The sequence below is a fragment of the Tomitella cavernea genome, assembly GCF_016599145.1.
Classification (GTDB): domain Bacteria; phylum Actinomycetota; class Actinomycetes; order Mycobacteriales; family Mycobacteriaceae; genus Tomitella; species Tomitella cavernae.
This window is the reverse complement of sequence record NZ_JAENKO010000012.1, coordinates 1-19,810: the sequence shown is the minus strand read 5'-3', so window position 1 is coordinate 19,810 and position 19,810 is coordinate 1. Positions and strand designations below refer to the sequence as shown.

The following is a 19,810-nucleotide window of genomic DNA, read 5'->3' as shown; positions in this document are numbered from 1 at the left end:
TGATGGTGCGGATCTTTCCCCGGGTGCTGCGTGCCGGCCGCCGCTTTTGGTGCTGTACGAACCGCAATATCGGGTGTGACGAAGAGCATGTGATGTGCTCGGGTCCGAGCCATTCTGCCCGCGGCCGGTGAAAGAGCCCAGCCGACCGGCATTTCCGATCTGCGCTGAGTGGCCGGCCGGGGCGCGTCCGGATCACTCCAGCAACGCGCGGATATCGTCGGCGTCGAGGGCCTTCGCCATCCCGGCGCCCTCGTCGAGCACGCCGGAGACCAGCGCGGCCTTGCGTTCCTTGAGCGCCATCACCTTCTCTTCGATGGTGTTGCTGGAAATCATCCGGTAGACCATGACGTTGCGGGTCTGCCCGATCCGGTGTGCCCGGTCCACCGCCTGCTGTTCGGTGGCCGGATTCCACCACGGGTCGAGGATGAAGCAGTAGTCGGCCTCGGTGAGGTTGAGGCCGAAGCCGCCCGCTTTGAGGCTGATGAGGAACACCGGCGAGGAACCCGAGGTGAACTTGTCGATCACGGCACCGCGGTTGCGCGTCTTGCCGTCGAGATAGCCGAACGCGATGCCGGCGGCGTCGAGCCGCTCGCGCACCCGGCCGAGGAACGAGGTGAACTGGCTGAACACCAAGGCCTTGTGGCCGCCGGCCACCAGCTCCTCGAGGTGCTCCAAGAGCAGGTCGATCTTGGCGGACGGTGCGGTGGACTCCGGCTCCACCAGGGCCGCGTCGAGGCTGAGTCGGCGCAGCATGGTCAGTGAGCGGAAGATCTCGAACCGGTTCCTGTCCACATCGCCGAGCAGCCCCAGCACCTTCTGCTGTTCGCGCTTGAGGTGTGTGTCGTAGAGGCGCCGATGTCTGGGCGACAGGGCAACCTGCAGCACCTGCTCCTGCTTTTCCGGCAGGTCCCGTACCACCTGGTCCTTGGTGCGGCGGAGCATGAGCGGCCGGACGCGCCGGCGCAGGCGGGCCAGCAGTTCCGCATCGCCGCCGCGCTCGATCGGGTTGCGGTAGACCTCGGTGAAGCGGGTGGGGCTGGGGAACAACCCCGGTGCGCTGATCGACAGCAGCGCCCACAGCTCCATCAGGTTGTTCTCCATCGGCGTACCGGTGACGGCGACCTTGACGGGCGCCCCGAGCCGCCGCGCGCAGTGGTAAAGCTTGGACTGGTGGTTCTTCGCGAACTGGGCCTCGTCCATGAGCATGATCGACCAGTCGAGGGTGTCGTACTCGTCGAAATCGAGGCGGAACAGCGTGTGTGAGGTGACGACGACGTCGGCTCCCGCGATGGCCTCCTGCAGTGACGTGCCGCGCTTGCGGCTGGTCCGGTTCACTACCGCGACGGAGAGATGCGGGGTGAACCGCGCGGCCTCGGCCGCCCAGCCCGGTACGACGCTCGACGGGGCGAGTATGAGGGCGGGCGGCGAGTCCGGTTCGGTCTCGCGGGCGTGGCAGAGCAGGGCCAGCGATTGGACGGTTTTGCCCAGACCCATGTCGTCGGCGAGGATCCCGCCCAGCCGGTGACGCCACAGGAACTCCAGCCAGCGATAGCCGTCGAGCTGGTACGGGCGCAGGTCGGCCAGTAGCGTCGGCGGGGCTTCCGCCTGCACGTCGTCCAGGTCCAGGAGCCCTTGCACCTGACGCTTCCATGCGTCGGCCTGCCTCTCCACCACGCCCAGCGCGGCGAGGTCCTCCCACAGCCCGGCCTGAAATCGGCTGATGGTGAGCGTGTCGGACGGCGTCTCCTGCAGCGACCGGGCCTCCGCGATGAGATCCTTGAGGCTCTGCAGTTCCGGCTTGTCCAGGGTGATGTAGCGGCCGTCGTCAAGCACGAGGTGGGTGTCGCGCCGCGCGAGCGCGGAGATCAGGGTGGCCAGCGGCACTTCCGACTCTTCGACGGTGACCCGCACCGTGAGGTCGAACCAATCGGTGCGGTCGTCGTCGGACTGGTCGGCGGAGACGCCGATGGACAGCGCGTCGTTCACTTCGCGATAGTCGATGACCTCGCCCTCGAAGACCACGGTGACGTCGTCGCCGGCGTCGAGCAGGGGCAGCAGCTCGGTCATGGCGCGCAGAGTGTCGGTGCCGCGCAGCGTCGCCCACGGGCGCAGCGGTTCCGTGGGACCGTCCCGCAGCCCGTACTGCTCGAACGGGATGCCGCGCAAGCGGACGAGGGCAGCCAGTTCCGCGTCCGCGTCGCGGAATCCCCGGCCATTGATGTCGGAGATGCTCACGCGCTGTGCGCGGGGACCGACGCGGTAGCACCACATCCACGACAGGTGCAGGATATGCGCGTCCTCCATCCGCGCATGCAACTCGAGAACGGGAGGCTCGACCGGGTCGACCGTGAAGCTATCGTCGGTGGAGACCACCGGCGCGAGGCGCTCGAGCCGCGGCGCGAACTCGGCGGCGAAACGCGCGGCGTCCTCGGCGGGCACCACCAGGCCGCCGGCACCCGCCATGAGCGACTGCAACCCGCCCGGCATCGGCGCGTCCAAACGCACCAGCCGGGCGACCGCGCCCCTCGCGGGCTCGTCGAGCCAGTACGCCCGGGACAGCGGGGTGTCGGCCGGGACCGACGCAGGGGTGAACATGTACAGCCCGTGCGTGGGACTGCCGATATGGCCGAATCTGTCGAGCGGCACGATGTCCTCGTCGATCGCCAGCACGGGTGCCACGTGCTGCGTTCCGTCGTCGTCCGTGGTGACGTCGAGGACGATGCGGCCCGCCTCGGGGCGCGCGAACGGCACCGTGCGGGCGCCGTCGTGGATGATCTGGACGCCGCTGTCGATGATCGCGTCCAGCGTCGACCACAGCGCGGCCGAGTCGATGTCCGTGAGCGGAATGTCCTTCACGCCGGCGGGTCTGCCGAAGCGGGATGCGGCGGCATAAAGCTGGTGGAGCCGCGTCAGCGCCTGCACCTGGCCGAGCGCGAACGACGCCTCCTGGTACGCGAAGTCGTGCCAGCTGAGCGAGCCGTTGATCCAGCCACCCTTCTTCCCGGGGCGCACCAGGCGGGCGTAGAGCCCGCGTTCCGTCGTCCCGTACCCGGTCTGGGCTTCGCCCTTGATCAGCAACCCCAGCGGAACGGTGGCCGCGGCGGGCGCGGTGTCCAGCAGCGCGCCGAGGACGTGGTCCCAGCGCGGCTGCGCGGACATCGAGGAGGCGCCGCTCTGAGTGAGAAGGTAGGCGGCCGCCTGCGCGGCGAGAGCCACCGTGTGCTTGCAGTCGAATCCGACCGGGCAGGAGCAATCCCCGCCCTCGTAGCTGACGCCGGTCGGGTCGAGCGCGATGTAGGTGTTCGTGAAGTACACCCGGCCGCCGCTGCCGCGCACCGTGCCGATGAGGATCTGGTCCTCGGGGGACCACTCGAGCTTGGCGACGTTGCCGCCCTCGGCGTAGCGGCGCCCACGGCCGAACACCGGCGCGCCGACCATGTCGATGATGGAATCCTCGAACTCGGCGATCCGGTGGTCGATCTCCATGGCCCACACGATACCGGCGGCGGCTGACAAGGCCGGTCGGCGCGGTGTTCACGCGCCGTTGACCGGGTTGTGCGTGTCGATTCACCGCGAAGTGGTGCAGGTCACGTAGCGTTCGGGGTATCGGGCAGCGGGGAAGTTGCCCGTCCGGGAGGTCCGAACCGTGGCTGACGAGTACGCCGGGGGAGGGCCGGGACCCGGCCTGCCCGCGGGCACCCCGTCCGCCGCGGGTAGGCCGCCCCGGTCCTGCAACCGATGCCCATCCGGAGGCCGGGTGGGCGTAGGAGTCCGACGTGACTGGTACGAACGACCGCTGCACCTTCGTTGTCGACACCTCGGTGCTGTTGTCCGACCCGTGGGCGGTGACCCGCTTCGCCGAGCATGAGGTGGTGCTGCCGTTGGTGGTGATCGGCGAGCTCGAAGGTAAGCGTCACCATCACGAGCTTGGCTGGTTCGCCCGCGAGGCGCTGCGGCTGCTCGACGACCTCCGCATGGAACACCGGCGGCTCGACGTCCCCATCCCCATCGGCGACGGCGGCACCCTGCATGTGGAGCTCAATCACAGCGACCAGTCGGTGTTGCCGTCGGGGTTCCGCGCCGAAACCAACGACGCGCGCATCCTCGCATGCGCGCTGAACCTGCAGGCGGAGGGCTGCAAGGTCACGCTGGTCACCAAGGACACGCCGCTGCGCGTGAAGGCCGGCGCCGTAGGGCTGGCGGCGGACGAATACCACGCGCAGGACGTGGCGGCGAGCGGCTGGACCGGCATGGTCGACGCCGAGGTGTCGTCGGCGGAGATCGACACGCTCTTCGCCGAGGGGGCGCTGGACGCCGACGAGTTCCGCGACCTGCCCTGCCACACCGGCGTGCGGCTGGTGGGCGAATCGTCCAGCGCGCTCGGCAGGGTGACCGCGGACAAGCGGGTGCGGCTGGTGCGCGGCGACCGCGAGGCGTTCGGCATCCGCGGCCGGTCCGCCGAGCAGCGCATCGCGCTTGACCTGCTCATGGACGAGTCGGTGGGGATCGTGTCGCTCGGCGGGCGTGCCGGCACGGGCAAGTCGGCGCTGGCGCTGTGCGCGGGCCTGGAGGCCGTGCTGGAGCGGCGGCGGCACCGCAAGGTGGTCGTGTTCCGGCCGCTGTACGCGGTGGGCGGCCAGAACCTCGGCTACCTGCCGGGCAGCGAATCCGAGAAGATGGGGCCCTGGGCGCAGGCCGTGTTCGACACGCTCGAGGGGCTGGCCGAGCCGCACACCATCGAGGAGATCGTGGCACGCGGGATGCTCGAGGTGCTGCCGCTGACGCACATCCGCGGGCGGTCGCTGCACGACTCGTTCGTCATCGTCGACGAGGCGCAGTCGCTGGAGCGCAACGTGCTCCTCACCGTGCTCTCGCGGCTGGGCACCGGCTCGCGGGTGGTGCTCACGCACGACGTCGCCCAGCGCGACAACCTGCGAGTGGGCCGGCACGACGGGGTTTCCGCGGTGATCGAGAAGCTCAAGGGGCACCCGCTGTTCGCGCACATCACCCTGCACCGCAGCGAGCGCTCCGAGATCGCCGAGCTGGTCACCGAGATGCTCGAGGAGTTCACCCCGGGGGCGTGACGCGGACGGGGGCGCCGTCGTCATCGGATGGCCGTTCAGGTCGGTCGCTTTGGTGTGTACACAACGTACGAAGTGGCTATCAGGAAGAGGTGGATATCGACTGGCCTGCGGTGACGACGCGCTGACTCCGGGGCGATCTGTCGGAGATGCTGGGGCGTGTCATGTACGGGGTAGAGCGGATCGGCGTGACGAGACATGGAAAGTTGGCGGCGGTGGTGGTCGGCGTTGCGGACGCTGAGGCGCTCGAGGCATACGAAGCCGAACAGGATCGCGCAGCATATCGGGAAGCGATGGCCGACGATGACGGCGAGCGCGTAAGTATCGAGGATCTCTTCGACGAACTCCGCCGGTGACGGTGTACAGAGTCGAGTTCACCTCAGCGGCGGCTCGGCAAATGCGGAAGCTGCCCCGGCCGGCGCGTATTGCAGTCCTCGAGTCCGTGGCCGAGTTCAAGAGCGATCCTCGTCCGCACAACGCGACCAAGCTCGTCGGCGAGTAGACGGCATGGCGCATGACGGTGGGACGCTATCGCGTGATCTACGACATCGACGACAGGAGGCTGACGGTCACGGTCGTCCGAGCCGCCCATCGGCGCGAGGCGTATCGGCACTGAATGCTGTTTCGATTCCGGTGCCCTCTGACAGGGGAGTCGGAGCGAGTGGCAGCGCGCTTCCGTCGCAAGTTTCGAGTACCCGCAGCGGTGAACACCGGCCGAGGATCCGCTGACGCATCACCCTGCGGCGGCGATCGCCTTTTCCGCCAGCTCCGGACGGCAGATGAGCAGGTCGGGCAGCCACGGGTCGTCGGCGTTGTACCGGATGGGGGAGCCGTCGATACGCGAGGTGTGCAGCCCCGCCGCCTGCGCCACGGCCACCGGGGCGCACGAGTCCCACTCGTACATCCCGCCGGCGTGCGCGTAGATGTCGGCGTCGCCTCGTACCACCGCCATCGCTTTGGCGCCCGCCGAGCCCTTGCGCAGCACCTCCGCGCCCAGCGCGTCGGCGATCCGGGTGACACGGTCGTTGCGGCGGTTGCGGCTGATGATCATGCGCACCCTGCCGCCGAGCATCGGCGGCACCGGCGCCACGGTGCCGCTGCTGTAGGTCACGCCCAGCGCGGGGACGGCCACGGCGCCGAGCACCACGCGGTGGTCGACGACGAGCGCCACATGCACCGCCCAGTCGTCGTGGTCGAGCAGGCCGAACTCGTTGGTGCCGTCGAGGGGGTCCACGATCCACGTGCGTTCCGCTGTGAGGCGTACGCCCGTGTCCGTGCCCTCTTCGGACAGCACCGCGTCGTCGGGAAAATGCTCGGCCAGGCGCTCGGCGATGTACTCGTGGGCCTCCCGGTCGCCGCTGTCGCGCAGCACGTAGGGGTCGATGGCCGACGAGTCGGAGCGTAGTTCCAGCAGCAGCTTTCCGGTGCTCTCAGCGATATCCGCGGCGAGCGCCGCGTCGGCGACCGGATCGTTGGTGTGCGCGCTCATCGTCTGCTCCCTCGCCCGGTGCCGTGTCATCAGAATCGACCCTAACGGCCACTCGCCCGCAGTATGCGCGCAACGGTCAGGAATCCCCGACGGGGACGTGCGCGGCGAGTTCTCTGCGGTTTGGGCCGGCTGTGTCAGCGGCGGAAGGCGCCGGCCTGGTCGAGGAAGCTGATCGTGAGGGCGTCGCCGTCGAATGTGGCGACGGCGTCCGGGTGCTCCCGGCGGAAGGCCGCGGCGCCGGGTGCTGCCGGGTCGGCGGGAGCTATGGCGAATGCCGCGTCGCCGGTGCGCGTCAACCGGAACGCCTTCCGCCCCGGGCCGAGGGTGAGCGTGGTCGTGTCGTTGCTCGTGCGGACGGTGGCCTCGCCGTAGAAGGGGTTGGTGTAGACGCCGTCGAACGCCGGCAGCGGTGCGCCCGGGGACGGCGCTGCGGTTGTGGGTGAAGCGGCGGAGGTGCCCTGTCGCGGGGTCGCGTGCGACAGCGGCGTCCTGGCGAACCAGGCCGCCCAGTCGCGTTGCATCTCGCCGAACTGGACCAGGTCGGCGAACGCGGCGTTGACCGCTTGCGCTGCAGCGACGGGCCGCTCGGAGGTGGACACCGCGTTCGTCAGGGTGACGATGCCGACGCCGGCCGACGGGATCAGCGTCACGGCGGAGTCCGGGCCGGTCGGAGCGTCGTGGCCGGCGGTTCCGCCGCCGGTGATGACCACCCGGCCGGCGGCCGAATCGGTCACGCCGAATCCGTAGCCGCGGGCGACGCCGCGCGCGTCGATGGCGTCGGCGGCCTCCGTCGCGGTCTCCGGGGCCACCGCCTGCGGTGACAACGCTGCGGCCAGCGGTTCGGCGGGGATGACGCGCACCCCCTTGTACATGCCGTCGGAGAGCAGGACGCGCATCCACTCCGCCATGTCGTGCGCCGAGGAACTCAGCCCCCGGGCGGGTGCCACGGCATCGGTCCACGCGCGGTCTACGGCGGTGACGGTCCCGTCCGCGGCGACGAGCACCGGCGCGGAACTGTCCGTGCGGGCGGCGAAGTCGCGGGCCCGGTAGCTCGTCGAGTCCATGCCGAGCCGGTGGAACAGGCTCCGGGCGTACAGCGTCGCCCAGTCGGTGCCGGAGGCGCGGGCGACGGCCTCGCCCGCGATCGTCGGCCCCAACGCGCCGGGTCGGGCCGCGGCGCGGAACGTGCCCGGCGGCAGCGACTCCAGTCTGTCCAGCATCGACTGGCGGTCCACGCCGATATGCGCAGCGCCGATGGCGGCGTCCTCGGGCAGCCCGGACGTCCCCGTGAAGAGGTCGCCGACGGTGGCGTGGCCGGACACGTACGGGTCGGCCACCGCGAACTGCGGCATGAGCGCCTGGACGGGGGTCGACCAGGACCGGCCCTCCGTCAACTGGGTGGCGACGACGGTGGCGGCGACCGGCGTGGACAGGGCGCCCAGCGGGAACACGGTGTTCGCGTCCACCCTCGCGCCGTCGGCGTCCGACGTTCCCGAGCCCGGCGTTCCCGCCGCAGGCGCAGGCGCACCGGCGGGCGGCGTGGTCGTACCGTAGCCCCGCTCGAAGACCACCGTGCCGTCGTGCACCACCGCGACCGCCATGCCCGTCACGTCCGGGTCGTGCATCGCACCGGCGGCGACGGCGTCGAGCCGATCCACCGCATCGTCGATCCGCCCGTCGGGGATCGGGATCCCGGCGACCTGCCCGGGGGGCGGCTCGGGGGTGGCCGCGGACCCGGTGGCGTCGGGCGCGGGGCCGGGGAGCGGCTGCGGCGTCGTGGTGCACGCACCCGCCGCCGCGGCGATCGCGACCAGCCCCGCGGCCGCGGTCAGCGCGCGGCGGCGTGCGATCATTCGCGGTCCTCCCCAGCCGGAATCCTGGTGTGCGCGGTGTAGTACCGGCGGCCGTGCGCGCGCTGATAATGCCAGGCGGCCGTGGGCACGGGCCCGCGCCGGTGCAGCCAGTAGCGTCGGGGGAGCGGCTGGGCCGGACGGGTGCGGCCCACCTGGATCCGGGCGGTGACCACGCCCGGGCCCTCGTCGCGTGCGCGTTCGGCCAGCACGTGACCGTCCGCGTGGGCGATGAGCGTCGCGCCCTCGAGCTTCCCGCGGTACCGCAGCGGGGTCCACGGAAGGCGGCAGTCGACGGGGCCGCAGTGGGCGGCATGCACCAGTGGTGCGCCGACGTAGCGGGAGAATTCGGCGGCGGCGCGGCGTGCGGTGGCCTCGTTGCGTGCCTCCCACCGGTCGAACAGCCCGCGGGGCCGCCACCGCGGCACGGTCCACCATCCCGAGCCGGTCATCATGACGTCGACGCGTCCACGCAGCCGCCGGGCGGTGCCGGTGCGCATGAGCTCCCAGCACACCGCCGCGCCCGCGGTCGCGCCGGCGAGGGCGCCGCCGGGGGAACCGTCCGGCAGGTCGATGAGCCCCGGGTCGTCGCCGCCGATGTAGAAGGAGTTCTCCCACATCGTCGGCAGGTCCTTGTCGTGCCGGCCGAGCAGCGCGCCGTCCGGTCCCGCGAGGAAGTACGCGTTGCGCACCTCGCCGTCGTCGTCCCGGCACAGGAACGAACCGCCCACCCACGCGCGGTGGCGCCGGGCCAGCCGCTGTAGCAGCGCGGTCGCCCTGCCGTCGGGACGCAGCGCCGCGTGCGAGAGTGCGGGATCGAACGCGATGCCGGTGGTGAAGAACTCGGGCAGCGCGATGATCCGTGCACCGCGCGCGCCGGCCTCGTCCGCCAGGTCCTCGCAGCGTCGCACGTTGTGGTCGACGTCCGCGATCCGCGCGTCCAATTGGACGGCCGCGGCCAGAACCCCCGCGGGCGCTGCGGAGCCCGGCCCGGGGGCTGCCGGGGCCCCGATCATTCGCCGCGGGCGGTCTCGCCCGACTCGGCGCGGGTCATCGCGAGCACGTCGAGCCGGCGGTCGAGTTCATCCTCGGTGATCGAGTCCGGAACCAGCCCGCTGTCCACTGCGGCCTGGCGGATGGTGGTTTTGTCGGCCAGCGCCTTCTTGGCCACCTTGGCCGCGGTCTCGTATCCGATGGCGGAATTGAGCGGCGTGACGATGGACGGGGAACTCTCCGCCTGCGCTTGCAGGCGCTCTTCGTCGGCCTCGAGCCCGGCGATGCACCTGTCGGCGAAAAGCCGGGACACGTTCGAGAGCAGGCGCAGCGATTCGAGGACGTTGCGCGCCATCACGGGGATGTACACGTTGAGCTCGAAGGCGCCGCCCGCGCCCGCCCACGCGACGGCCGCGTCGTTGCCCACCACCTGTGCGGCCACCTGGGTGACCGCCTCGGGCAGGACCGGGTTGACCTTGCCGGGCATGATCGAGCTGCCCGGCTGCAGGTCCGGCAGGCGGATCTCGGCGAGCCCGGTGAGCGGGCCGGAGCCCATCCACCGGACGTCGTTGGCGATCTTGGTCAACGACACGGCGACGGTGCGCAGCGCGCCGGAAGCCTCCACCAGGCCGTCGCGTGCAGCCTGCGCCTCGAACGAGTTGACGGCGGGGGACAGCACGTCGAGGTCCGCCGTGCGCCGGAGCTCCTCGACGACGCGGATGCCGAAGCCGTCGGGTGCGTTGAGCCCGGTGCCCACGGCTGTACCACCGATGGGCAACTCGCCGAGGCGGGGGAGCGTCGCCCGCACCCGCTCGATCCCCGCCTGCACCTGACGCGCGTAGCCGCTGAACTCCTGGCCCAACGTGATCGGCACGGCGTCCATAAGGTGGGTGCGGCCGGATTTGACGACGGTCCACCACTCGGTGGCCTTGTCGGCCAGGGCGCCCTCGAGGTGTTCCAGCGCGGGAACGAGAGTGTGCACGGCCATCTCCGCGGCGGCCACGTGCACCGCGGTGGGGAAGGTGTCGTTGGACGACTGCGACATGTTGACGTGGTCGTTGGGGTGCACCGTCACGCCGTCGGCGGCGGCGAGGGACGCGATGACCTCGTTGGTGTTCATATTGGAGCTGGTGCCGGAGCCGGTCTGGAACACGTCGATGGGGAACTGGGCGTCGTGGCGCCCCGCCGCGATCTGCTCCGCGGCCGCGACGATGGCGTCCGCCTGGGCCGCGTCGAGCAGGCCCAGCTCCTTGTTGACCCGCGCGCAGGCCGCCTTGAGCAGGCCCAGGGCGCGGATCTGCGCGCGCTCCAGGCCGCGTCCGCTGATGGGGAAGTTCTCGACGGCGCGCTGCGTCTGCGCCCGCCACAATGCATCGACGGGCACCTGGACCTCGCCCATCGTGTCGTGCTCGATCCGGAAACCGGCGGCGTTGTCGCTCATGTCCTCCACCATGCCACCGACCGCGTGCGCGTGTGTGCGGGATGCCGCCCGACGGCGGGCATGCGTCCGTCGGACCGTCACCGGCCCGCGCCGCCGCCCGGCCGGAGCGGTGCCCGGACGGCGGCGGCGAGCATGGCCACCGCGGAGTCGACGAAGTCCTCGTGTGCGAGCAGCACAGCCTGATGCTCGTCGATGCGGCGCGCACGGTCGGCCAGCACGGCGGTGAGCATGCCGATGAGCATGGCCAGGCGCTCGCGCACCACCGGCTCCGGGAGGTCGCGGAGCAGGACGTCGGCCAACGCGTCGAGCTGGGTGCCGACGGAGCTGTGCCGCAGCGGTTGCGCCATCCGCCGCGTCGCGACACCCGAGTGGCCGGCGAGCTGCGCGGTGATGCGCAGGAAGTCCCGGCCGGACGGTGACAGCAACTCGCCGGAGACCGGTCGGACGATGACGTCCACGAGGCCGTCGGCGTCGTGCGGCAGTGCACCATGCGGTTGGCGGGCCTCGATGTCCGCCATGTGCCGGGCGATGATCGCCTGCAGCAGTCCAGGTCGGGAACCGAAGTGGTAATTGACCGCGGAGTCGTTGCCCTGCCCGGCGGCCGCGACGATCTGCCGGGTCAAGGTGCCGTCGATGCCGTGGCGTGCGAAGAGCTGCTCGCCGGCGGTGAGCAACTTGTCGCTGGTGCTTCCGGAACGGTGGTCCACGCGCGTATTCTAACAGCTGCTGTTAACCGCAGGCGCTGTCAGAGGAGACGCGATGACCGCCACCGCCGACGCCGGGCCCGGCGTCTACGATCCGTTCGACGAGGCGTTCCAGGCCGATCCGTACCCTGCCTACCGCGCGCTGCGCGACGACGACCCGGTGCACCGGCACGACGATCCGCCGTTCTGGGCGCTCTCACGATTCGAGGACGTCTGGTGCGCGGTCCGTGACAATTCGGCGTTCTCGTCGGAGCAGGGGCTGACGTTCCACCCCGACGAGATCGGCACCCTGGACCTGGCTCCGACCATCGTCATGCTCGACCCGCCCCGGCACACGCGCCTGCGCGGCCTCATCGCCAAGGGGTTCACGCCGCACCGCGTGAAGTCGATGGAACCGGACATCCGCGCGTTCGTGCACGCGCGGCTGGATGAGGCCGGCGCCCGGGCCGCGGCCGGCGAGGACGTCGACTTGCACCGCGAGTTCTCCTCGCCCATACCGACCTTCGTGCTGGCCGAGCTGTTCGGCCTTCCCGACGGCGACCGCGGGTTGTTCGACCCGTGGGTGCGGGCGCTCACCGCCATCCAGGACGGGGGCTTCGACCTGGGTGTGCTGGACGCCAAGGATGCGGTCGCGGAGATGTTCGGATACTTCTCCGAGCTCATCAGGGAGCGGCGGGCGCACCCGGGCGAGGACATGATCAGCGTGCTCACCCAGGCTGAGCTGGACGGGGAACGGCTCACGGACTGGGACATCCTGGGCTTCTGCTTCGTGCTGGTGGCGGGCGGTAACGACACCACCGGCAATCTCATCAGTCACGGCGTGATGCTGCTCGACTCGGACCACCGCCAGCGCGAGCTGCTCGCGGCGGACAAGGACCTCATCCCCGGCGCGCTGCTGGAGTTCCTGCGGCTGGAGGGCTCCGTGCAGGGGCTGGCCCGCACCACGCTGCAACCGGTCCGCATCCACGGCATCGAGATCCCGGAGGGACAGAAGGTGATGATGCTCTACGGCTCGGCCAACCGAGATGAGCGCGAGTTCGGGCCCGACGCGGACGCGCTCGACGTCGCTCGGAGGATCCCGCGGCACCTGGGCTTCAGCAGCGGCGTGCACTTCTGCATCGGCTCCCATCTGGCACGCCTGCAGGCGCGTATCGCCTTCGAGGAACTGCTGGCCCGGTACCCGGACGTGGGAGTGGACCTGAGCCGCGCGGAGCGCCTGCGCTCGGCGTTCACCCGCGGCTGGGTGCACCTGCCCGCCACCGGACTAGACGCCTCCTGACCACGCGGCCGCACGGCGGGGCCGGCGGTGCGCGGATCCGGTCGGACGATTATCCTCGCGCCCGCCGGGCGATCGCGCCTGCGCAGTGCAAGCACGGTGGCCCGCAGCGGCCGGAAAGAGGGGACGAGTGCGCGTCTCGAGCGGGAACAGGAATGCCGGACTCATCGCCGGTGCGGTGGCGGCCGTGGCGCTGGCGGTGACGGGATGTTCGTCGGGCGACGTGGGCGACGCCGCTGCGGCGAGTGCCACGACGGCGCCCGCCGCGAGGCCGGCGACCGGCACGCCCGGGCCGCCGGCCACCTGGACCCCGGCCCCCGTCCCGTCCGGCACCCCGGAGCCGGCGGACGCCCCGGCCCCCGCGCAATCCGGGCCCGCGCCCGCACCGGACGGCGGGGAACAGGCCGACAGAGCACAGGGCGGCCAGGAATTGACGCGCGATCAGGTCACCGAGCAGCTCAAGCTGCTGCTGGGCGATCCGGACGATGCGCGCTGGGACGGCGACACGCTGCGCGTCACGATGAGCTGGGGCTCAGCGGACGTGGAGGGAATGGACGGCGTCTGCCAGGGCGCCCAGATGATCCTGCAGCAGTACAAGGGGACGCTGACCATGGACTTCCCCGACGGCACCACGCGCACGTGCGCACAGTGAACCGCTTCCGTTGACGGAACGATTCTGCTGACGACGATCCCCGAGAGGGGCGGACCGGGTCACCGGTCCGCCCCTCTCGGGGATCGTCGTCACCGCGCCGTCCGGTGGAGTCAGTGCTGGAAGTCCGGGGTGGTGTACTCGCGCAGCTTGGACAGCCGGTGCTGGGCGTCGATCATCCGCACGGTGCCGGACTTGGAACGCATGACGATCGACTGCGTGGTGGCCCCGCCCGCCCGGTAACGCACACCGCGCAGCAGGTCGCCGTCGGTGACGCCGGTAGCGCAGAAGAAGATGTTCTCCCCGGTCACCAGCTCCTCGGTGGTGAGGACCCGGGACACATCGTGGCCGGCGTCGACGGCCTTCTGCCGCTCGGCATCGTCGGTGGGGGCCAGGCGGCCGTGCAGCGCGCCGCCCATGCAGCGCAGTGCGGCGGCGGCGATGATGCCCTCGGGCGTGCCGCCGATACCGACGAGCATGTCCACCCCCGAGTCCGGGCGTGCGGCGGCGATGGCGCCGGCCACGTCGCCGTCGGAGATCAGGCGGATGCGGGCGCCCGTATCGCGGACATCCTGGATGAGTTGCGTGTGCCGGGGCCGGTCCAGGATGCACACCGTGACGTCCGAAACGTCCGAATGCTTGGTCTTGGCCACCCGGCGGATGTTCTCGGCCGTCGGCGCAGTGATATCGATGACGTCTGCGGCGTCGGGCCCCACGGCGATCTTCTCCATGTAGAACACGGCCGAAGGGTCGAACATCGCTCCGCGCTCGGCACACGCCAGAACGGCGATCGAGTTCGGCATTCCCTTGGCCATGAGGGTGGTCCCGTCGATGGGGTCCACCGCCACGTCGCAATCAGGCCCGTCGCCGTTGCCGACCTCCTCGCCGTTGAACAGCATAGGGGCCTCGTCCTTCTCGCCCTCGCCGATGACGACCACGCCGTGCATGGACACGGAGCTGATCATGTGGCGCATGGCGTCGACGGCGGCGCCGTCCCCACCCTCCTTGTCGCCGCGCCCCACCCAACGCCCGGCGGCCATCGCCGCGGATTCCGTCACGCGGACCAGCTCCATTGCGAGGTTGCGGTCCGGGGCCTCACGGTGGGCGGATTGCGTGCTGGTCGTCATCGGGCGATACCTCCTGGGAGCGTGTGGGAAGGATTCTCGCAGAGTGTGCCACGAGGTGCGGCACCGGACTCGGTGTGCGGAACGGCGGCTGCGATACTGGTGCCGTGGCAGCCGACAAGCCGAGACTTTTCCACAGCAACCGCGACCTTGCGCTGTCGCTGGTCCCGTTGGTGATCATCTGCTTGATCGTCGCGGGGCTCGCCGGCCAGTGTTCCTTCAGCCCCGGCGGGCCGTCACAGGGGCAGATCCCCCACTACGATGCGGGCCCGGTGCTGCGCACCGACGCGACGACGTACCAGTTCCCCATCCGAGAGCCCGCCAAGCCTGAGGGCTGGCATACCAACTCGGGCGGGAACGACGCGATCGACGGCAACGACGGCGGCATCGCCGTGCGTGTGGGGTACATCACCGACTCCGGGGATTACCTCGAGGTGGTGCAGACCAACGCACGGCCGGCGGCGCTCGTTCGCTACATGGTGGATGAGAACCGCCCCGCGACCGGCAGCGAGGTCGTGGCAGGCGTCGAATGGACGGTGTATGCCCGCGAGGGCGCGGAACCGGTGTGGGTGGCCGATCGCGGCGACGTCCGATGGGGCATGACGGGACGGGCGGGGGAGTCCGACCTGCGCCGGATGGCGACGGAACTGGCGCAGGCGCCCCCGCTGCCGGACCAGTGACCGACGCCGGACCGGTGCCCGATACTCGGCGGGGTGCCGCGTTACGGCGGCCACGTCCCGAAGCTCACACGGGGCGCGGGTCGCGGCCGAGGAACCCCAGGAACCGTTCGTAGGCGGTGGCATCGGGCCCCACGTCCACCGGATCGGCGAACATGCCGGGGGCGCGGATCGGGCGGCTCGTGGACGACAGGGCGAATGCCAGCGCCCCGGGGTCCACCTCGATGGGCGCACCGACGGCGCTGCCGATGTCCCAGGCGTGGGCCAGCAGGTCGGCGACGAGGATGGTGGCGAAGTCCCCGGCCGTGGCCTCAGGTTTGGCTTTGCGCAGAAACTCCGGACCCGGCAGCTCGAGTCCGCCCGTCGCCATCGCCGCATCCGCCGCCTGCCGGGCCCGGTGGAACTCGACAGCCGGGTCCGGGCCGCCGAGGTGTTGCCCCGGCGACGGGGTGCCGGGCGTGCCCCAGGGTGCGATCTCGCCCCGGCCGCCCGCCGCGGCAGCAACCACGTCTCGACCCCAGACGACGTGAGCGGCCACATCGCGCAGCGTCCACTCCTGACAGCGTGAAGTGCGGTCCCACGCGTCCGGCGGAACGGCGGCGAGCACCTTGTCGACCGTGTCTGCGGCGCTGAGGTTGGCGGCGATCACGTCCATGCGTCGATAATGCTCCGAACGTGCGGCCACGGTGGCGGTTTCACGCGTCCCCGGCGTGCCCGGTCTCTTCGGGTTCGTCCTCCTGCAGCGCCTTCTCGATGCGCCGGCGCGCGCCGTCCAGGTGGAACTCGCAGCGCTTCGCCAGTTTCTCGCCGCGCTCCCACAGCGCGAGCGACGCGTCGAGGTCCAGTCCGCCCTGCTCGAGCACGCGGACGACGTCGACGAGCTCGTCGCGCGCCTGCTCGTAGCCGAGATCCTCCACCGGCGTCTCAGATGCGTTCACGTGCCTGTTCCCCTGTCATCGGACTTCTCGTATGTCATCGGATTGCTTGTGCTCGGCGGATCAGAGCGGTCAGGTGTCACGGCTGATCACCGCGGCCCGGACCGCGCCGTCGGCCACCCGCACCCGCAGTTGTGCGCCGGGTGGCGCATCGTCGACGGTGCGGAGCACCTCCGCCGTGCCGTCCAAGCCGATATGCTGGACCACGGCGTAACCGCGTTCCAGCGTGGCCGACGGGCCCAACGTGGTCAGGCGCGCGCGCAGGTGGTCCACCGACTGCCGCTCCGACTCGACCGCGCGGCGCACGTCGCGCCGCACCGCGTCGCGCAGCCGCAGCACCTCGTCGTCCAGCCGTGCTATCGCGCCGAGCGGGTCGGCCAGGACGGGGCGGCTGCGGATCTGTTCGAGCCCGCGGACCTCCCGGTCCACCCAGCCGCGCAGCGCGCCCGCACTGCGGGCGCGCAGCTCCGCCAGCAGCGCCCGCTCCGCCGCGACGTCGGGGACCACGCGTTTCGCGGCGTCGGTGGGCGTCGCGGCCCGCAGATCGGCGACGAGGTCGAGCAGCGGGCTGTCGGGCTCGTGGCCGATCGCGCTGACCACGGGCGTGGTGGCGGCGGCGACCGCCCGGCACAGCGCCTCGTCGGAGAACGGCAGCAGGTCCTCCACGCTGCCGCCGCCGCGGGCGATGATGATCACTTCGACGGCGGGGTCGGCGTCGAGTTCGCGGAGCGCGTCGACCACCTGCGGCACCGCGGACGTGCCCTGGACCGCGGTGTTGCGCACGGTGAACCGCACGTCGGCCCAGCGTTGCTGTGCGACCGAGAGCACGTCGCGCTCGGCGGCGCTCGCCCGGCCGGTGATCAACCCGATCGTCCCCGGCAGGAACGGCAGGGGGCGCTTGAGGCGCGGATCGAACATGCCTTCCGCCGCGAGGAGCTTGCGCAGCCGCTCGATGCGGGCAAGCAGCTCGCCGATGCCCACGGCCCGGATCTCGGTGACCCGCAGCGACAGCGTCCCCCGGCCGGTGTAGAAGGTGGGTTTGCCGTAGACCACCACCCGGCTGCCCTCGGCGAGGGGGACGGGCGCATCGCGCAGCAGGGTAGGCGAGCACGTCACCTGCAGCGACATGTTCGCGGACGGGTCGCGCAGGACGACGAACGCCATCCGCGTGCCCGGACGGGCGTTGATCTGGGTGATCTCGCCCTCCACCCAGATCGAGCCCAGTCGGTTGATCCACTCGGAGATCTTCGTCGCGACGACGCGCACCGGCCACGGCTGCTCGGCGCTGCTTGCTTGCGCCGATCCCGAGCGGCTGCGGTCGGAGCCCGCAGCGGCCGGCTGTCTGTCTGCGCCGGTCACTTGCCCGCGACGCTGTTCAGCCGGTTCTCCAGCATCGTCAGGTACGGCGCGCGGGCCGACCCGGCGCGTTCGTAGTCCAGCAGGGCCGAGAGGTCGCCGGTGCCCATGGCACGCAGGCGCGTGCGCAGCTGGGCCAGCGTCAGGTCGTCGTACCCGATCTCGTCAGCGATCGCCGGGGCGTGGGGCTCCGCGACGTCCACGACGGCGGCCTCCCGGGCGCGGCCCCGGGTGGCCGCATTCGGGGTGGAGTAGAGCGCGAACCTGCCCAGCGACCCGTTGCCGTCGGCTGCCGTGGCCCCGCGCCCCACAACGCCCGCGGCGTCCGCTCCCCCGGGAGGCGGGCCGGGGCGTGCGTCGGGTGCGGGATCGCCGTCGTCCGCCTCGTCGTCGAACACCGCCCACGAAGGCTTCTCTTTGGCCGGGTACAGGAACGAAAAGGCGTCGTCGCCCCGGATGGCCAGACTGGTCATGGCCTGCTGCAAGCGCATACTGCTCTGCAGTAGCAGGCTCACCGAGGTCATCGGCAGCGCGACGGCGGTCGTCGGCAGCTGGCGGGCCTCGTCGGCGACGGTGAGCACGATTCCGGCGGCGACGCGCGCCATGAACGGGGGACGGATCATGCCTCCAGGGTGCACTATGCGCGCCGCACCGGAAAGCACAAGGTGTGTTCTGTCGTGTCGGTACGTACCCTGGGGGCATGTCTGCTTCTGTTGATGCTGCCGGCCGGAATGCTGTCGGCCGGGATGGTCCCAGTGGTGGGAAACGCGTGCTTCTCGCGGAGCCGCGCGGATACTGCGCCGGGGTCGACCGGGCCGTCGAGACGGTCGAGCGTGCACTGGAAAAGCATGGTGCCCCCGTCTACGTGCGCAAGCAGATCGTGCACAACCGGCACGTGGTGGACACGCTGACCGAGCGCGGTGTGGTGTTCGTCGATGAGACGGACGAGGTCCCGGAGGGGGCGATCCTCGTGTTCTCCGCCCATGGCGTCTCGCCGGCGGTGCGCGACTCCGCGGACGAGCGCAAACTGCACACGATCGACGCGACCTGCCCGCTGGTCACCAAGGTGCACCAGGAGGCCAAGCGCTTCGCCCGAGACGACTACGACATCCTCCTCATCGGCCATGACGGTCACGAGGAGGTCGAGGGGACCGCAGGTGAAGCGCCGGAGCACGTGCAATTGGTCAGCGGGCCGGAGGCCGTCGGTTCGGTCACGGTGCGCGACGAGGACAAGGTCATCTGGGTCTCGCAGACCACCCTCAGCGTGGACGAGACGATGGAGACCGTGCGCAAGCTGCGGGAGCGCTTCCCCAAACTGCAGGACCCGCCGTCGGACGACATCTGCTATGCGACGCAGAACCGTCAGGTCGCGGTGAAGGAGATGGCGCCGCGGTGCGACCTTGTGATCGTCGTCGGTTCGCGCAACTCGTCCAACTCGGTGCGGCTCGTGGAGGTCGCGCTGCAGGCGGGCGCCCAGGCGGCGCACCTGGTCGACTACGCGCGCGAGGTGGATCCGGCCTGGCTGGAGGGAGTGACGACGGTGGGAGTCACTTCCGGCGCCTCCGTTCCTGAGGTGCTCGTCCGCGGCGTTCTGGACCTGCTGAGCGAGCACGGATTCGGTGATGTCGAGTCGGTGCGCACTGCGCAGGAGTCGCTGGTGTTCTCGCTTCCGCGGGAACTGCGGCCCAGCCGGATGCTGAAGGTGGCGGACGTCACCGGTTGATCGTCCATCCGGTCTGCTCGGCAGATGGCCGAGAAGGATTCGGGTGCCCATGCGGCCCGCGCGAAGGATGCGTGGGCCGCATTTCTTTCGATCCGTCGATCCGTGGCGGCACGTTTCGTGGCCTTGTGGGTTCAGTCGCCCCGGTAGCGCACATGCGGGATGGGGTGCGCGGGTTCCACGTCGTGCATGCGCCCGGCGCTGCGGCGCTCACTCCGGCGCTCGTCCGCGTGCCCGACGGCGACTCTGCGCGTCCCGCGCGCCACGGTGCGGTCGGGCGACGACGCCCGCGGCATGCGCTGGGACTCGACCCGTGCAGCCGCGGCGACCTCACCGGACGTCCTGCGGCGGGGGACGGCGCCGGCGCGCGGCGCAGGATTCGACCGGGGCGTGTCGTCGACACCGCGCGGCCCGTCCGGCTCGAAAGCCGGATCCTCCGCTGTGGTGCGGCGGCGCGGCCGGCCCGGGTTGCCCGCATCGCGCGTGCGGTCCTGCGCGCGCGTACGCTCGTCCCG

18 protein-coding genes and 1 pseudogene are annotated in these 19,810 nt (G+C 71.1%); 7 read left to right on the top strand and 12 right to left on the bottom strand.

The annotated features are described in order from the left end of the window. Positions 1-192: 192 nt before the first annotated feature. Positions 193-3,486 carry a DEAD/DEAH box helicase gene (locus tag JJ683_RS06680; protein WP_200172436.1) on the bottom strand — a complete coding sequence of 1,098 codons (3,294 nt, stop codon included), beginning with the start codon at positions 3,484-3,486 and terminating at the stop codon, positions 193-195. Between the two features lie 290 nt (positions 3,487-3,776). Between JJ683_RS06680 and phoH2 the strand changes: the two genes are divergently transcribed. The 3 genes from phoH2 to JJ683_RS06665 all read left to right on the top strand — a co-directional run bounded on the left by phoH2 (position 3,777) and on the right by JJ683_RS06665 (position 5,697). Further along, positions 3,777-5,084 (top strand): RNA 5'-3' helicase PhoH2, encoded by a 1,308-nt coding sequence (gene phoH2, locus JJ683_RS06675; protein WP_200172435.1) that lies wholly within the window; start codon positions 3,777-3,779, stop codon positions 5,082-5,084. Between the two features lie 137 nt (positions 5,085-5,221). Continuing rightward, positions 5,222-5,437, top strand: coding sequence for a type II toxin-antitoxin system prevent-host-death family antitoxin (locus tag JJ683_RS06670; protein ID WP_277952090.1), 216 nt, complete (start codon positions 5,222-5,224; stop codon positions 5,435-5,437). Positions 5,438-5,595: 158 nt separating this feature from the next. Continuing rightward, positions 5,596-5,697 (top strand): type II toxin-antitoxin system RelE family toxin, encoded by a 102-nt coding sequence (locus tag JJ683_RS06665; RefSeq protein ID WP_200172431.1) that lies wholly within the window; start codon positions 5,596-5,598, stop codon positions 5,695-5,697. A gap of 117 nt (positions 5,698-5,814) precedes the next feature. On the opposite strand, the gene JJ683_RS06660 is transcribed toward JJ683_RS06665, so the two are convergent. The 5 genes from JJ683_RS06660 to JJ683_RS06640 all read right to left on the bottom strand — a co-directional run bounded on the left by JJ683_RS06660 (position 5,815) and on the right by JJ683_RS06640 (position 11,561). Then, the gene (locus tag JJ683_RS06660) at positions 5,815-6,570 is read right to left on the bottom strand and encodes a 3'(2'),5'-bisphosphate nucleotidase CysQ (RefSeq protein ID WP_200172429.1); all 756 of its coding nucleotides are present in this window, start codon (positions 6,568-6,570) and stop codon (positions 5,815-5,817) included. Positions 6,571-6,704: 134 nt separating this feature from the next. Then, a complete protein-coding gene (locus tag JJ683_RS06655; protein WP_200172427.1) occupies positions 6,705-8,423 on the bottom strand; it encodes a serine hydrolase domain-containing protein in 1,719 nt (572 codons plus the stop codon). Next, positions 8,420-9,436, bottom strand: coding sequence for a carbon-nitrogen hydrolase family protein (locus JJ683_RS06650; protein WP_200172425.1), 1,017 nt, complete (start codon positions 9,434-9,436; stop codon positions 8,420-8,422). Before JJ683_RS06650 ends, JJ683_RS06655 begins: the two co-directional genes overlap by 4 nt. After that, positions 9,433-10,854: a class II fumarate hydratase gene (locus JJ683_RS06645; protein ID WP_200172423.1), complete on the bottom strand. Its 1,422-nt coding sequence runs from the start codon at positions 10,852-10,854 to the stop codon at positions 9,433-9,435. The genes JJ683_RS06650 and JJ683_RS06645 overlap by 4 nt, the downstream gene beginning before the upstream one ends. Positions 10,855-10,931: 77 nt before the next feature. Then, on the bottom strand, positions 10,932-11,561 hold the full coding sequence (locus JJ683_RS06640; protein ID WP_200172421.1) for a TetR/AcrR family transcriptional regulator: 630 nt from the start codon (positions 11,559-11,561) through the stop codon (positions 10,932-10,934). Between the two features lie 52 nt (positions 11,562-11,613). Here JJ683_RS06640 and JJ683_RS06635 point away from each other — a divergent pair, with 52 nt between their 5' ends. After that, positions 11,614-12,837, top strand: a complete 1,224-nt coding sequence (locus JJ683_RS06635; protein ID WP_200172419.1) for a cytochrome P450 — start codon at positions 11,614-11,616, stop codon at positions 12,835-12,837. A gap of 127 nt (positions 12,838-12,964) precedes the next feature. Continuing rightward, entirely contained in the window at positions 12,965-13,486 is a 522-nt protein-coding gene (locus JJ683_RS06630) for a hypothetical protein (protein WP_200172416.1), read from the top strand. A 110-nt stretch (positions 13,487-13,596) separates the two neighbouring features. Here JJ683_RS06630 and glpX read toward each other — a convergent pair whose 3' ends face one another. Next, on the bottom strand, positions 13,597-14,610 hold the full coding sequence (gene glpX / locus JJ683_RS06625; RefSeq protein ID WP_200172415.1) for a class II fructose-bisphosphatase: 1,014 nt from the start codon (positions 14,608-14,610) through the stop codon (positions 13,597-13,599). 104 nt (positions 14,611-14,714) lie between these two features. Here glpX and JJ683_RS06620 point away from each other — a divergent pair, with 104 nt between their 5' ends. Continuing rightward, positions 14,715-15,287 carry a DUF4245 domain-containing protein gene (locus JJ683_RS06620; protein WP_200172413.1) on the top strand — a complete coding sequence of 191 codons (573 nt, stop codon included), beginning with the start codon at positions 14,715-14,717 and terminating at the stop codon, positions 15,285-15,287. A 64-nt stretch (positions 15,288-15,351) separates the two neighbouring features. Here the strand turns inward: JJ683_RS06620 and JJ683_RS06615 are convergent, their stop codons facing one another. The 4 genes from JJ683_RS06615 to JJ683_RS06600 form a co-directional block, all read right to left on the bottom strand. Continuing rightward, entirely contained in the window at positions 15,352-15,939 is a 588-nt protein-coding gene (locus tag JJ683_RS06615) for a TIGR03086 family metal-binding protein (protein ID WP_200172411.1), read from the bottom strand. 40 nt (positions 15,940-15,979) lie between these two features. After that, the gene (locus JJ683_RS06610; protein ID WP_200172409.1) at positions 15,980-16,222 is read right to left on the bottom strand and encodes an exodeoxyribonuclease VII small subunit; all 243 of its coding nucleotides are present in this window, start codon (positions 16,220-16,222) and stop codon (positions 15,980-15,982) included. 69 nt (positions 16,223-16,291) lie between these two features. After that, positions 16,292-17,485, bottom strand: coding sequence for an exodeoxyribonuclease VII large subunit (gene xseA / locus JJ683_RS06605; protein ID WP_307810736.1), 1,194 nt, complete (start codon positions 17,483-17,485; stop codon positions 16,292-16,294). A gap of 89 nt (positions 17,486-17,574) precedes the next feature. Next, entirely contained in the window at positions 17,575-18,198 is a 624-nt protein-coding gene (locus JJ683_RS06600; RefSeq protein ID WP_200172405.1) for a lipid droplet-associated protein, read from the bottom strand. Positions 18,199-18,275: 77 nt separating this feature from the next. Between JJ683_RS06600 and JJ683_RS06595 the strand changes: the two genes are divergently transcribed. Next, entirely contained in the window at positions 18,276-19,298 is a 1,023-nt protein-coding gene (locus JJ683_RS06595; protein ID WP_200172404.1) for a 4-hydroxy-3-methylbut-2-enyl diphosphate reductase, read from the top strand. Positions 19,299-19,429: 131 nt separating this feature from the next. On the opposite strand, the pseudogene JJ683_RS06590 reads toward JJ683_RS06595, so the two are convergent. After that, positions 19,430-19,810, bottom strand: a pseudogene (locus JJ683_RS06590) (hypothetical protein); the annotation flags it as partial.

What these genes read in the sequence shown, in the direction of transcription:
- JJ683_RS06680 (WP_200172436.1), bottom strand. Translation starts at nt 3,486, where the DNA reads ATGGAGATCGACCACCGGATCGCCGAGTTCGAGGATTCCATCATCGAC.
- JJ683_RS06665 (WP_200172431.1), top strand. Translation starts at nt 5,596, where the DNA reads ATGACGGTGGGACGCTATCGCGTGATCTACGACATCGACGACAGGAGG.
- JJ683_RS06660 (WP_200172429.1), bottom strand. Translation starts at nt 6,570, where the DNA reads ATGAGCGCGCACACCAACGATCCGGTCGCCGACGCGGCGCTCGCCGCG.
- JJ683_RS06655 (WP_200172427.1), bottom strand. Translation starts at nt 8,423, where the DNA reads ATGATCGCACGCCGCCGCGCGCTGACCGCGGCCGCGGGGCTGGTCGCG.
- JJ683_RS06650 (WP_200172425.1), bottom strand. Translation starts at nt 9,436, where the DNA reads ATGATCGGGGCCCCGGCAGCCCCCGGGCCGGGCTCCGCAGCGCCCGCG.
- JJ683_RS06645 (WP_200172423.1), bottom strand. Translation starts at nt 10,854, where the DNA reads ATGAGCGACAACGCCGCCGGTTTCCGGATCGAGCACGACACGATGGGC.
- JJ683_RS06635 (WP_200172419.1), top strand. Translation starts at nt 11,614, where the DNA reads ATGACCGCCACCGCCGACGCCGGGCCCGGCGTCTACGATCCGTTCGAC.
- glpX (WP_200172415.1), bottom strand. Translation starts at nt 14,610, where the DNA reads ATGACGACCAGCACGCAATCCGCCCACCGTGAGGCCCCGGACCGCAAC.
- JJ683_RS06615 (WP_200172411.1), bottom strand. Translation starts at nt 15,939, where the DNA reads ATGGACGTGATCGCCGCCAACCTCAGCGCCGCAGACACGGTCGACAAG.
- JJ683_RS06600 (WP_200172405.1), bottom strand. Translation starts at nt 18,198, where the DNA reads ATGATCCGTCCCCCGTTCATGGCGCGCGTCGCCGCCGGAATCGTGCTC.
- JJ683_RS06595 (WP_200172404.1), top strand. Translation starts at nt 18,276, where the DNA reads ATGTCTGCTTCTGTTGATGCTGCCGGCCGGAATGCTGTCGGCCGGGAT.